Consider the following 13,792-nt stretch of genomic DNA (forward strand, 5'->3'; position numbering starts at 1 on the left):
CCTGAAGGGAGTACTGGGCCCGGCGCTTGCGCCGGGGTAGTGCGACATTGGCAAAACAAAGACCTAAAATAGCTATCTGCTGTATGACATTCATGTTGGAACGCAGCAATACAGCAAATGTTAGTCTTTTGATGCAGTTCTCAGGCCGGTTTGCTATCTTGCAGCAGCTTTTGTTGCCAGCCTAATAAATATTGATCCGCTAATTTTTTGCGCTCGCCGGTCAGTGCCAATGGGTACAACACCGCCTGACCTGCTTGCTCACCCGCCATCATCAGATGGGCATGACCGGCCAATAATTGCTCCACGGCAAAAGCGCCGAGTTTAGTCGCCAGGATCCGATCGGCCCCGACCGGACTACCACCACGTTGTAAATGCCCCAGCACACAAGCGCGGCACTCAGTGCCAGACAGAGTGGTTAATTCGCTGGCCAGCGCCGCTGCACCTGGCGGATACATAGTTTCTGCCATCACAATAATGTAACTGCCATGGCCATATTCGCGTTGTAACTGCTGAATATCCTGCACCAAATCAGCAATATCGACTTTGTCACCATATTCAGGACAAATAATCTGTTCGGCGCCACCAGCAATGCCGGCCGCTAACGCCAGATACCCACTGTGTCGTCCCATCACTTCAACCAGAAAAATACGTTCAAAAGCATCAGCGGTGTCGCGGATTTTATCAATCGCATCTAAAGCGGTATTGACCGCCGTGGCAAAACCAATCGTAAAATCAGTACCATCCACATCATTATCAATGGTGCCTGGAATACCGCAGATTTGGCCGGCAAAAAAAGGCGCGATAGCCTGGCAACCTCGGAAACTGCCGTCACCACCAATCACTAACAAGGCATCTAGCTGTAAATCCGTTAACAGCCGGCCTGCCAGCGCAGGGCCATCAGGGGTCTGTAGCTGTTGGCAGCGGGCACTTTTCAGTAAAGTGCCCCCGAGTTGAATACAGTGTTTCACCTCGGTTGGGGTTAGCCATTGCCAGTCGGCACTGAAAATACCATTAAAGCCATGCCGAAACCCCAGCACTTCGATGCCGGCTGCCGCTGCGGTCAGTACCACAGCGCGAATGGCTGCATTCATACCTGGCGCATCACCGCCTGAAGTTAACAAGCCAATCCGTTTGATCTTTGCCATTGATATCTCCTGGTCGCTGATAGCGATGGTTAGCATTTCATTATATAACCTGAACTCGGGTTAATGAGTGCCGAGCAGGGTGATTGATATCAGTCATTACATATTTCTAATTTAATCGGTAGATTTTCGTGGATATCAAGGCGGTTTTTCTAGCCATAGCTGGCTATGGCTAGAAAAAACAACGCAGAGAGGCACGAAAAGATGCCTATGAAACGGTATTGCTTAACCCGAATTCAGGTTATATAGAGCCTTACTAAGCAACTGACAGTGTGCCATGCCACAACGGCCTTTGTGTTGATTTGTCGCAATGAAATTCATGCTAGCCCTCAGCGTCTGCGAAGGCTGCAACGGCGCGTTTAACATCAGAAATATACGCTGAAAGCAGGCGACAGCCTGCAAAAAAACAGCCAAAATAGCCGCCTTGGGTTTATTGCAGTTTTTGTTACAGGAAAAATTATGCATCAGGCATCCGGTAATAGTTTGACCGGTTTTTTACTCGCGCTGATTACTGCAGTACTGTGGGGCATGTTACCAATTGCACTAAAAGTACTGCTGACTGAATTAACCGCCAATACCATTACTTGGGTTCGTTTCCTGGCGGCGGCTGTTTTTGTCTGTCTGGTGTTGTTTAAACAGGGCAATTTGCCTGGTTTTAGCAAGTTACGCGGCAAAGCCGGGATATTGATGCTGATTGCAGTAGCCGGTTTGTTATCAAACTACATTTTATATCTGATGGGGCTCAATTTACTGACTTCAGAGACTGCCCAGGTGGTGATCCAACTGGCGCCATTTCTGATGATGTTAGGGGGTATCTTTATTTTCCGCGAACGCTTGTTGTTGTGGCAAAAAATCGGTGCTGTTACCCTGGTCGCAGGCCTGTTGCTGTTCTTTAACGACCGGTTGTTACTGTTGTTAACGCAGCTCGGTCAGGATAGTTTTGGTGTGTTACTGGTGATTATCGCCGCCATTACCTGGGCTTGTTATGCCTTGGCGCAAAAACAGCTGTTGATGCATTACAGCTCCCAGCAAATTATGCTGTTTATTTATGCGGCTGGCACTTTGTGTTTTTTACCCTTGGCCGACATCAGCCCGGTACTGGAATTATCGTTGTTACACTGGGGCTTACTGCTGTTTTGTTGCCTGAATACCATTATCGCTTACGGCGCTTTTGCCGAAGCACTGCAACATTGGGAAGCCTCTAAAGTCAGTGCCGTTCTGGCCATTACGCCACTACTGACCATTTTATTTGCCAATCTTGCGGCCTGGTTATGGCCTGCAGCCCCCGAGCCACAAGCACTGAATGTCTGGTCTGTGGCCGGTGCTGTGATGGTGGTGATTGGCTCAGCAGTGACAGCTCTGGCACCAGTTCTGAAGCAGTGGCGGCTGGCACAACAGGCGCAGGCTTAGCTGATACTTTAAAGCAGCAACAAAAAATGCCGCATTTGCGGCATTTTTTTGCTCGGCTGCTGAGCTGATTCAGCAGCACTGTGCAGATCATTATTTCACAGTAACGATTTTACAGGTGTTTGAAGCACCAACAGTTTCCATCACATCACCATGCGTCAGGATCACTAAATCACCTGTTTGCAGACCTGCCACTTTTTTTACCGCTGCCACTGCATCATCCGCCAGATGATCATTACTGATGCCGTGGCTGTCAAAAAATACCGGGTAAACGCCACGATACAACGCCATTTTATTCAGCGTTTTGACATGACGGGATAAGGCATAAATCGCATGCGAAGAGGTAATGCGCGACATTAGTTTAGCAGTGTAACCTGATTCAGTCAGCGCAATAATGGCCTTGATGCCTTCTAAGTGATTGGCTGCATACATGGCTGATAACGCGATAGTTTCACTGATTTCAGTGAAAGTGACGTCCATCCGGTGTTTAGAAGACATCACTTTTGGATGTTTCTCAGCCCCATCACAAACCCGGCCCATGGCTTTTACAGTTTCAGTCGGATACTTACCGGCGGCAGTTTCAGCCGATAACATCACCGCATCTGTACCATCTAACACCGCGTTGGCAACATCCATCACTTCAGCACGGGTCGGCATCGGGCTTTCAATCATCGATTCCATCATCTGCGTTGCCGTGATCACCACGCGATTGAGCTGACGGGAACGGGCAATAATACGTTTTTGCTGACCCACTAATTCAGCGTCCCCAATTTCAACGCCTAAATCACCACGCGCCACCATAACCGCATCTGAAGCCCGGATAATATCATCCAGCGTAGCATCATCAGCAACTGCTTCAGCCCGTTCCACTTTAGATACAATCAAAGCCTCAGAACCGGCATCACGTGCCAGTTGTCGCGCCAGACGCAGATCATCACCAGTCCGCGGGAAAGATACTGCCAGATAATCAACATCAATGCTGGCTGCTAACGCGATGTCGGCTTTATCTTTATCAGTCAGGGCAGGGGCTGATAAACCGCCACCGAGCCGGTTAATGCCTTTGTTGTTACTCAGTTTGCCAGCCACTGAGACCTTGGTGTAAATCCGCGGACCGACCACATGATCAACCACCAGTTGAATGCGTCCGTCGTCTAATAACAACACATCGGCTGGTTTCACATCACCTGGCAATTCTTTGTAATCAATACCAACCTGAGTTTCGTCACCCAGGCCTTTAGCCAATTGTGCATCCAGCACAAAATCCTGACCTTCGGTCAGTTCAACACTACTGTTTTTAAAAGTGGAGACGCGAATTTTTGGGCCCTGCAGATCACCTAAAATAGCCACATGCGCTGAAGTCGCGGCAGCGGCGGCACGGACCATCACAGCACGTTGCAGATGGTCATCAGCACTACCATGGGAGAAATTAAAACGGAATACGGTGGCACCGGCCAGAATAAGTTTTTCGATAGCGGCCTGGGTATTGGTTGCCGGGCCTAGGGTGGCCACTATTTTCGTTCTTCTTGGCATCTGCTGCTCCTGGTTGGAAATATCCGGAAAATGAACTTTCTGCCGTTACCAACCCGCTGGGTAATTTTGCGGTAACGGCCGAATGTTCATCAGTGTAATGTAATTTAATTACAGAATATAGCGAAAAAGTGGATATAAGTTACAGATTGGCGCTGCTTATTGGCACCGAATCGGCTTAAAAATCTTTTTTATCGAATCTGGAGCCACGTAAACTGTCTTTTACTTTCTTCAGATTTTCCCGGAATTTTGTACCACGTCTTAAGGTAAAACCGGTAGCGAGGATATCAATCAACACCAATTGTGCGACCCGAGATGCCATCGGCATATACATATCGGTATCTTCCGGTACGTCCAGCGATAATACTAAGGTACATTCTTTTGCCAGTGGACTGTCATAAGCAGTTACCCCAATCACAGTGGCATCATTTTCACGGGCAATCGCTGCGATATCGCATAAATTTTTTGTCCGGCCGGTGTGACTGATGCAAACCACCACATCCCCTTCGCTGCTGTTAATGGCACTCATCCGCTGCATCACAATGTCATCAAAACACACCACTGGGACGTTAAAGCGGAAAAATTTATTTTGCGCATCGTGGGCGACAGAGGCAGAAGCTCCTAAGCCAAAAAAGGAGATTTTTTTCGCTTGGGTCAGCACGTCTACAGCGCGATTAATGGTATTAATATCAACGTTTTGTCTTGCCGCATCCAGCGCAGCCATCGTCGATTCGAAAATTTTGGCGGTGTAAGCTTCCGGGCCATCGTCTTCTTCGACGTGACGGTTTACATAAGGCGTGCCATTGGCGAGGCTTTGCGCCAGATGCAGTTTAAAATCAGGGAAACCTTTGGTATCAAGCCGGCGACAAAAACGGTTGACGGTTGGCTCAGACACATCAGCCATTTTGGCTAGGGCCGCAATACTGCTATGAATTGTGGTCTGCGGGTTGGCCAGGATCACATCAGCGACTTTGCGCTCAGACTTACTGAAACTGTTTACACTGTTTACGATCTTTTCCAGTACATTCATCCGAATTTATTCCTGCGTTGACTATCGCGCACCTGAGCCAGGCTCGTGATTGAGTATGTAATTAATTTTGTAGCCCAACCAGGGCGGCAACAACAAAAGTGATAAACTTACCACATAACTAATGATACAACTGAAAGACTGCCTTAAGATATAGGCTACGTCAAAACTTTAGCTAAGTTGTAATTTAATTACATCTTTTATGATTTACAAGCGGCAATCACTCGGCTAGTATGCGGTCAAGTGTTGTAAAATTACATCGAAACAAGGGTCAGCTTCATGACAGCAACAGCACAATCGAATAAAGCCTGTGATCTTATTCTGTTTGGCACCAAAGGCGATCTGGCACGCCGTAAACTTCTTCCTGCATTATATCAATTAGAGAAAGCGGGTTTATTGCATACCGATAGCCGTATTACCGGTGTTGCCAGAGATCAGATGACCCTGGCGGATTACGTTGAACTTGTTGAAACAAATTTACAGAAATTTGTCAAAGAGCCGCTGGACGCCGATGTGCTGACGCGGTTAAAAGCCAAGTTGCAATATGTACAAATTGATTTAACCCAGGCTGACGACTATCTGAAGCTGACCGCAGTCACTGACATTAAAAATCGCATCCCGGTCAGTTATTTCGCTACTGCGCCTTCTTTATTTGGCAACATTTCACAAGGTCTGGACGCAGCAGGTTTGGCAGTACAGCCTTCAAGAGTGGTGCTGGAAAAACCGATTGGCCATTGCCTGGAATCATCAAAAGTTATTAATGATGTAGTGGCGCGTTATTTTCAGGAAAATCAGATTTACCGTATTGACCACTACTTAGGTAAAGAAACTGTGCTGAACTTATTGGCACTGCGTTTTGCTAATGCCATTTTTGCCTCGAACTGGGATCACAATGCCATTGATCATGTGCAGATTTCAGTGGCAGAAGAAGTAGGGGTTGAAGGACGCTGGGGTTATTACGACGATGCTGGTCAGATGCGCGATATGGTGCAAAACCATTTACTGCAAGTATTGTCCCTGATCGCCATGGAACCACCAGCCAGTCTGGACGCTGACAGTATCCGTGATGAAAAATTAAAAGTGTTAAAAGCGTTACGACCAATCAATCTGCAAAACGTGCAGGAAAAAACCGTCCGTGGCCAATACAGTGCCGGTTTTGTTGGTGGTAAAGCTGTGCCTGGTTATCTGGAAGAAGAAGATGCCAGACCAAACAGTAAAACTGAAACCTTTGTCGCGATTAAAGTCGATATCGACAACTGGCGCTGGGCTGGTGTGCCATTTTATCTGCGCACCGGTAAACGGATGCCAAACAAAGTGTCTGAAGTGGTGATCTGCTTTAAACCGCAGCCGCACAATATTTTCCACGAAACTTACAAACAACTGCCAGCCAACAAGTTGATTATCCGTTTACAACCGGATGAAGGTGTGGAAATTCAAATCATGAATAAAATCCCCGGCCTTGGCGAAAATATGCAGTTGCAGCAAAGCAAACTGGATTTAAGTTTTGATGAAACTTTTAAAGCTCAGCGCATTGCTGATGCTTACGAGCGGCTGTTGCTCGAAGCCATGCTGGGTAATCAATATTTATTTGTCCGTCGTGATGAAGTTGAACAAGCCTGGAAATGGGTCGACGGCATTCTGGATGCATGGCGGATCAATAATGAACCACCAAAAGCATATCAGGCTGGTACCTGGGGTCCGGTTGCCGCCATTTCATTGTTAGCGCGCGACGATCGCAACTGGGACGAATAACATGCAGTTACATACATACGCGGATAGTCAGACGTTAAACCTGGCTTTTGCTGACCAACTGACCGAAATTTTGCGAAACGCCATTCAACAGCGCGGCGCAGCTTATCTGGTGGTGTCTGGTGGCCGCACACCACAAGCGCTGTTTCAACAGTTAGCGCAGACCGAACTGGACTGGTCAAAGGTCACTATCACGCTGGCTGATGATAGGTTTCTGCCTGACACTGAGCAAGACAGTAATGAGCGCTTAGTGAAAGCAAGTTTATTACAGCACAAGGCGGCGGCAGCCAGGTTTATCAGTTTATATGCTGATGCCGCGAGCGCTGAACAGGCGATCCCGACCTTACTGCAACGGGTGGCCGACTTACCTACTTTTGATGCCGTGATCCTCGGCATGGGGGAAGACGGCCATACTGCATCATTATTTCCATGTAGTGGCCAAATTAGCGCAGGTCTGGCCGCCGATGCGGCAGATTTATTAGCAGTGCAACCAACAACCGCACCTTATCAGCGGATTTCGTTCAGTAAAGTAAGATTATTAAACAGCCGTGCTTTGTTTTTACACTTGGTGGGTGAGTCTAAGCTCAAAGTGCTGAACGAAGCCGCGGCCGGAACCGACGAATTGGCAATGCCGATCCGTGCTTTTATACACCACACCGATGTTGAGTTATCGGTGATGTTCGCAGCCAAGTAGAGGTCATCATGCATCCGGTTATACAGCAAGTTACCGACAGGATCATCGCACGTAGTGCCAAAAGCCGTGCGATTTATCTGAGCCGTATTGAACAGGCCCGTATTCGTGGTCCACACCGTGGCGCTTTAGCCTGCGGTAATCTGGCGCATGGTTTTGCCGCCTGTAATGCTCAGGAAAAAGCAGACTTACGCAGTCTGACCAAGGCTAACATCGGCATTATTTCCAGCTATAACGATATGTTATCTGCGCATCAACCGTATGAAACTTATCCGGCACTGATTAAACAAGCTGTTGCCGATATTGGCAGTGTAGCGCAATTTGCCGGTGGTGTGCCTGCCATGTGCGACGGCGTGACCCAGGGTCAGCCGGGCATGGAACTGAGTTTATTAAGCCGCGATATCATTGCCATGTCGGCGGCCGTTGGCCTGTCGCACAATATGTTTGATGGTGGCTTGATGCTGGGCATTTGTGACAAAATCGTGCCGGGCCTGCTGATGGCTGCACTTAGTTTTGGCCACCTGCCATTTGTATTTATTCCTGCAGGTCCAATGCCGTCTGGTATCCCGAATAAAGAAAAAGCCAGGGTGCGCCAACTGTACGCCGAAGGCAAAGTGGGTAAAGAAGAATTACTGGAATCTGAGTCTGCGTCTTACCACAGTGCCGGCACCTGTACTTTTTATGGTACCGCCAATTCGAACCAACTGGTGGTCGAAATGATGGGTCTGCATTTACCAGGTTCATCCTTCGTCAACCCAGGCACAGCTTTGCGCGATGAACTGACCAAAGCAGCAGCGCGTCAGGTGACACGTTTAACAGATTTAGGGACTGAGTATTTGCCAATCGGCCATTTGGTTGATGCCAAGGCTGTGGTCAATGGCATTGTTGGTCTGTTAGCGACCGGTGGTTCCACCAACCATACCATGCACCTGGTTGCCGTTGCCCGCTCCGCTGGTTTTATTGTCAACTGGGATGATTTTGCTGATTTATCCAATGCCACCCCCTTATTAACCCGGATTTATCCAAATGGTCAGGCTGATATCAATCACTTCCAGCACGCAGGCGGCATGGCGTTTTTGATCCGCGAACTGCTCGATGCGGGTTTGTTGCATGAAGATGTCCACACAGTGGCAGGTTTTGGGTTACGCCGTTATACCCAGGTGCCGGTATTACAAGATGGGCATTTGGTATGGGTCGATGGTCCGGCCGTGTCTGGTGATGACACTGTACTGGCAACCGCGGCCAAGCCGTTTAAAGATCATGGTGGCTTACAGGTACTGTCAGGGAATGTCGGTCGTGGCGTGATCAAAACTTCAGCCCTGCGTCCGGGTACAGAAATTGTCAAAGCACCCGCAGTAGTGTTCTCCAGCCAGCACGAATTGGATGCCGCTTTTAAAGCCGGTGAACTGGATAAAGATTGTATTGTGGTCGTTCGATTCCAGGGACCAAAAGCCTGTGGTATGCCAGAGCTGCATAAACTGACCCCACCACTGGGTGTATTACAAGATCGCGGCTTTAAAGTCGCCCTGGTCACTGATGGCCGGATGTCTGGAGCCTCCGGTAAAGTGCCGGCCGCTATCCATGTCACACCGGAAGCGGTGGATGGTGGCGTGATCGCCAAAATCCAGACCGGTGATTTGATGCTGGTCGATGGCGAAACTGGTTTATTACAAGTGTTTGTTGCTGAAGAAGAACTGGCACAACGTCCAGCCGCAGTGCGGGATATGTCAGAAAGTTATTATGGCATGGGCCGCGAAATTTTCGGTGGTCTGCGCACAGTACTGACTGGGGCCGAGCAGGGTGCTTGCAGTCTGTTTACCACTGAGGAACATCTGCATGGTTAAGTTCGCCATTGTCGCTGATATTGGCGGCACCAATGCCCGTTTCAGCCGGGTCGATCTGGATACGCTGGCACTGGACCACGTGGTCGTCTACCCATGTGCTGATTTTGCCACGCTGGCACTGGCGTTAAGTTATTACCGCAACGAACAACAACTGCAGGACATTGCCCATGTCGCAGTGGCTATTGCTTGTCCGGTCAATGGCGATGTCGTGAAAATGACCAATTTTCACTGGCAGTTTTCGATTGAACAAACCAAAGCCGAACTGGCATTGGCCGAATTTATCGTCCTGAATGATTTTACCGCAGTGGCCATGTCGCTGCCGGCATTAAAACACAGCGAAAAAATTCAGTTTGGTGAAGGCAGTGCTGATGCGACCAAACCAATGGCGGTGTTAGGTGCCGGTACTGGTTTAGGCGTCGGTCATCTGATCCCAACCGCGCATGGCTTTATACCATTGCCAGGCGAAGGCGGTCACACCGACTGGACGGCACAAAATGAGCAGGAATGGTTTATTCAGCGGTATCTAGCGGCACATTATGGTCATGTGTCACCGGAGCGCTTGTTGTCAGGCCCAGGCATCGAAAGTTTGTATCTGGCATTAGCAGCTTATCAGGGCCTGACGGTTGAACCTATGTCGGCTGCTGCGATCAGTCAACATGCCCTTAATGGCAGCGATGCCTTATGTAGTGCTGTGATTGCGCAGTTCTTTGCCAGTTTAGGCGCGCTGGCCGGCGATTTAGCCCTGACCCTCAGCACTTTTGGTGGTGTTTATGTCGGCGGCGGTATTGTGCCGAAGTTATTGCCATTACTGGCAGACAGTCCATTTCGCGAGCGTTTTGAAGCAAAAGGACGTTTTACCGACTTTAACCGGCGTATTGCCACTTATGTCGTGACTGCAGAGCAACCGGGCTTACTGGGCTGCGCTGTCTACCTGAAACAAATTCTGGCGAGTTAAACTTATGTCTTTTCAAAATTGGCAATTACAACCTGACACTCTGTTTGCACAAGGACCTGTGGTTCCGGTCATTGTGATTAAAGATCTCGCTACTGCAGTGCCACTGGCAAAAGCGTTATTGGCCGGCGGCATTAAAGTTCTGGAAGTCACTTTACGTACCCCGGTGGCATTAGATGCCATCAAATTGTTATCGGTTGAAGTACCGGATGCGATTGTGGGGGCAGGGACTGTCACCACGGCAGAACAGTTACAAAAAGTGATAGCTGCCGGTGCCAAGTTTGCCATTAGCCCTGGTCTGACCAGGGAATTGCTGGCAGCCGGTAAAGACGCGCCAATCCCGCTGATCCCAGGTATTGCATCCATTTCTGAACTGATGGAAGGTACGGGGCTGGGGTACACCCACTTTAAGTTTTTCCCGGCAGAAGCCGCCGGTGGCGTGAAAACATTAAAATCGATTCACGGGCCATTTTCTGACATCCGTTTTTGCCCGACCGGCGGCATCAATGAGAAAAACTTCCTGGAATACCTGGCACTGCCAAATGTGCGTTGTGTCGGTGGCTCCTGGATAGTGCCGGACGATGCGATTGCCAGCGGTGACTGGCAACGGATCACAGATTTGTGTCTGGATGCGGTCGCCAAAGCCAATACAGTGTTATAAGTTATTCGTCACTGGCATGCCGTGCCTTCACAGGCCGCATGCCAAATCCAGTTGTTGCCAGAATTTATCCTCCAGACACTGGGTCACATTGACCCGCATAAACCTGTCCGCATCTGCTTGCAAACTGAAATGCGTGCCTGGCGCCAAAATAATCTGCCGCGTTGCCATCTTAGTTGCCAGCTCAGCTGCGCTGAGATGATCCGGCAAGGCTAACCACAATAAATAACCTGCTTCCGGCTGATACCATGGCAGAAAACCACGGCGGCGAAATTGCGCACTGACCTCGTTCATGGCAGCACTGAGGCGTTTTTTCAGTTGGTCCAGATGACGGCGGTAAGCGCCCCCCGTCAATACATGATAAACCAATCGTTCTACCGTCTGTGAGGTGGAGCTGCCGGTGATCAGTTTTAAATCAGTCAGGGAAGCAATTTGTTCGGCGCTGGCCGCGATATAACCCACTCTTAAATCGGCTGAAATGGTTTTAGACAGGCTGCCCAGATAAATTCCACGCCGCAATCCGGTCAGACTGGCATAACGGATCGCGCTCTGATGTTCAAAATCAGCGTAGATATCGTCCTCAATCAATAAACATTGATGCTGCTGTAGCAGTTCCAGCACCTGAAAGGCTTTTTGCGGACTGACGCAGGTACCGACCGGATTCGATAATACTGAATTGGTCAGATAAGCTTTGGGCTTGTCGTTGACAAGCAACTGTGCCAAAGCCGTCAAATCAGGGCCATCCACCTGGCGCGGCAGCGGCACGATTTTCAGTTGATAAAGCCGCAGCATCGCAAAGAAATTATAAAAGCCCGGATCATCGACCAGCACCGCATCCCCGGGCTTTAGATAAAGCCGCATGCAGAGATCCAACGCATGAGTGGCACTGGCGGTTAACAAAATTTGTTGCGGCTGTGCCGGAATATTCAACTGCGATAAGCGCTCCGATAAATAGCGGCGTAACAATAAATTGCCCTGGGCCGGACCATAATCGGACAAAGATTGTGGTAAGCGTGCCACTTCACGCATCGCCTGGCGAATTGCGGCGGCAGGCAGCCACTCCGGCATCAGCCAGCCAGCGGCAGGTTTCATCACGCTCGATTCCCGCTGCAGGGTTTGCCGTAATAACGCCACTTCTGACGACAAAGCACTGTGGCCGGCCGTGGCTTCAGCGAACAGCGCCACTTGCTGCGTTCTGGCCACATAGACACCACTGCCAGCCCGGCTCACCACCAGAGATTCAGCCGCTAACCGTTCATACAACTCGCTGATGGTAAATTTACTCACCTGTAACGACGCTGCTAATTGCCGGATGGAAGGCAGTTTCATCCCGGCTGGCCAACGGCCACAACTGATCTGGCCTCTGGCGTAGCTTAACAGTTGTTTTGACCAGCTTTGCGGACTGCTTTTGTCCAATGGCCAAAGCAGGTCAGCCGGTACGTTGGTGCTTGCGGTTGTGCTGACAAGTGTCATGGGTTTTGTTCCTGTACAGTTAGGTGCGTTATCGCACAACTGTCCTGATTGTCTGGCTTAATTGTCCAGTATAGTAACAAGCTGTCGCGACTTGTCTAGCCCGGATAACAAACCGCTAAAACCAGTAGCAACAGTCTTGTTGCCATCAACCGCAACAGAGGACAACTGATTTCAGTTGCACTGCTGCGCTTACCACGTCATAAAAAAGGATCTGAAGATGTCACTGCCAAAACCCTGTCCACCTGCTAGCGCTACGGCCATCAGCGCGCTGCCAGCAGCAAGCACTACTGATTATGTCCGGGGTTTAGGCTGGGGCATGCTTGGTGTGCTGATGTTTTCCGGCGGTATTCCAGCCACCCGCTTGGCAGTGGCCGAATTACCCGTCATCTTCGTTGGCAGTGGCCGCGCTGTCGTGGCAGCCTTATTAAGTTTGCTGTTGTTATTGCTGTTAAAGCAAAAAATACCAGCCCGGCAATATTGGCCGGCCTTAGCTGTCGTGGCTTTTGGCGCTGTGTTTGCTTATCCGATTTTTTCCGCTGTGGCGATGCAAACCGTGGATGCCAGCCATGGCATTCTGGTCAGTACTGTGATGCCACTTTTTACCGCTATTTTTGGTGCCTGGTTGGGTAAACAATGGCCCAAAGCCGGTTTCTGGGGCTGTGCGCTGGCCGGTTCAGCGGCGGTACTTTGGTACGCCGAAGGCTCTACCAGTGGCGGCTTGGCCAGTGGTGACTGGTGGCTGATCCTGGCTTGTATTTGTTGTGGTTTAAGTTATGCCCAAGGCGGGTTATTAGCCCGCCATATCGGTAGCTGGCAGGTGATTTGCTGGGCTCTGGTGTTTTCGCTGCCACTGTTACTGCCGCTGTGCTGGTATTATCAACCTGTTGATTATGCAGTGAGTTTGCAGAGTTGGCTCGGTTTTGCTTACTTAGCCATTTTTAGCATGTTCCTCGGTTTTTTTGCCTGGTACAAAGGTTTGGCGCTGGGTGGCGTCGCACAAATTGGTCAGTTGCAATTGCTGACACCCTTTTTAGCTTTCAGTTGGTCGGCCTTGTGGTTAGGCGAGAGCATCAGTGCGCTGCAGTGGCTGGTTGCGGCGGTGGTGGTGCTGGCTATTGCATTGGGAAAAAAACTGGCTTGAGGTGGTCAGGCTACACTGCCTGGCACTTTATTGTCATCTTTGCGTGATAATGTCGGCCGGGCTGCGGCTTTACTTTGTAATTTGCCGCTAAAAAGCGTATAGTACGGCGCTTTTTTAAAGGCATCTCCTGGCCCGGTTCTTGACCGGCGCCAGGCCAATTATCAACGCTGTGGCGATAGCC

At 49.7% G+C, this 13,792-nt stretch carries 11 protein-coding genes; 7 read left to right on the forward strand and 4 right to left on the reverse strand.

Annotation, left to right across the window (positions count from 1 at the left end):
- Positions 1-140: 140 nt before the first annotated feature.
- Positions 141-1,145, reverse strand: coding sequence for an ATP-dependent 6-phosphofructokinase (locus AC53GJ_RS11075; RefSeq protein WP_496732733.1), 1,005 nt, complete (start codon positions 1,143-1,145; stop codon positions 141-143).
- Positions 1,146-1,601: 456 nt separating this feature from the next.
- On the opposite strand from AC53GJ_RS11075, the gene AC53GJ_RS11080 reads away from it, so the two are divergent.
- A complete protein-coding gene (locus AC53GJ_RS11080) occupies positions 1,602-2,552 on the forward strand; it encodes a DMT family transporter (RefSeq protein ID WP_496732734.1) in 951 nt (316 codons plus the stop codon).
- A gap of 90 nt (positions 2,553-2,642) precedes the next feature.
- Here the strand turns inward: AC53GJ_RS11080 and pyk are convergent, their stop codons facing one another.
- Positions 2,643-4,079 carry a pyruvate kinase gene (gene pyk, locus AC53GJ_RS11085; RefSeq protein WP_496732735.1) on the reverse strand — a complete coding sequence of 479 codons (1,437 nt, stop codon included), beginning with the start codon at positions 4,077-4,079 and terminating at the stop codon, positions 2,643-2,645.
- A 175-nt stretch (positions 4,080-4,254) separates the two neighbouring features.
- Entirely contained in the window at positions 4,255-5,106 is an 852-nt protein-coding gene (locus AC53GJ_RS11090; protein WP_496732736.1) for a MurR/RpiR family transcriptional regulator, read from the reverse strand.
- A 276-nt stretch (positions 5,107-5,382) separates the two neighbouring features.
- Here AC53GJ_RS11090 and zwf point away from each other — a divergent pair, with 276 nt between their 5' ends.
- Genes zwf through AC53GJ_RS11115 form a run of 5 tightly spaced genes read left to right on the forward strand, consistent with a single transcriptional unit; the run spans position 5,383 to position 11,000 of the window.
- Positions 5,383-6,855: a glucose-6-phosphate dehydrogenase gene (gene zwf, locus AC53GJ_RS11095; protein ID WP_496732737.1), complete on the forward strand. Its 1,473-nt coding sequence runs from the start codon at positions 5,383-5,385 to the stop codon at positions 6,853-6,855.
- 1 nt (position 6,856) lies between these two features.
- On the forward strand, positions 6,857-7,546 hold the full coding sequence (gene pgl, locus AC53GJ_RS11100) for a 6-phosphogluconolactonase (protein ID WP_496732738.1): 690 nt from the start codon (positions 6,857-6,859) through the stop codon (positions 7,544-7,546).
- Between the two features lie 8 nt (positions 7,547-7,554).
- Positions 7,555-9,387 carry a phosphogluconate dehydratase gene (gene edd / locus AC53GJ_RS11105; protein ID WP_496732739.1) on the forward strand — a complete coding sequence of 611 codons (1,833 nt, stop codon included), beginning with the start codon at positions 7,555-7,557 and terminating at the stop codon, positions 9,385-9,387.
- Complete coding sequence (gene glk, locus AC53GJ_RS11110) at positions 9,380-10,342, forward strand: glucokinase (RefSeq protein ID WP_496732740.1); 963 nt, start codon at positions 9,380-9,382, stop codon at positions 10,340-10,342. The genes edd and glk overlap by 8 nt, the downstream gene beginning before the upstream one ends.
- A gap of 4 nt (positions 10,343-10,346) precedes the next feature.
- Positions 10,347-11,000, forward strand: coding sequence for a bifunctional 4-hydroxy-2-oxoglutarate aldolase/2-dehydro-3-deoxy-phosphogluconate aldolase (locus AC53GJ_RS11115; protein ID WP_496732741.1), 654 nt, complete (start codon positions 10,347-10,349; stop codon positions 10,998-11,000).
- A 27-nt stretch (positions 11,001-11,027) separates the two neighbouring features.
- On the opposite strand, the gene AC53GJ_RS11120 is transcribed toward AC53GJ_RS11115, so the two are convergent.
- On the reverse strand, positions 11,028-12,470 hold the full coding sequence (locus AC53GJ_RS11120; RefSeq protein ID WP_496732742.1) for an aminotransferase-like domain-containing protein: 1,443 nt from the start codon (positions 12,468-12,470) through the stop codon (positions 11,028-11,030).
- A 217-nt stretch (positions 12,471-12,687) separates the two neighbouring features.
- On the opposite strand from AC53GJ_RS11120, the gene AC53GJ_RS11125 reads away from it, so the two are divergent.
- The gene (locus AC53GJ_RS11125) at positions 12,688-13,611 is read left to right on the forward strand and encodes a DMT family transporter (protein WP_496727777.1); all 924 of its coding nucleotides are present in this window, start codon (positions 12,688-12,690) and stop codon (positions 13,609-13,611) included.
- The last annotated feature ends 181 nt before the right edge of the window (positions 13,612-13,792 follow it).

The sequence above is a fragment of the Rheinheimera sp. B2H12 genome (assembly GCF_059620065.1).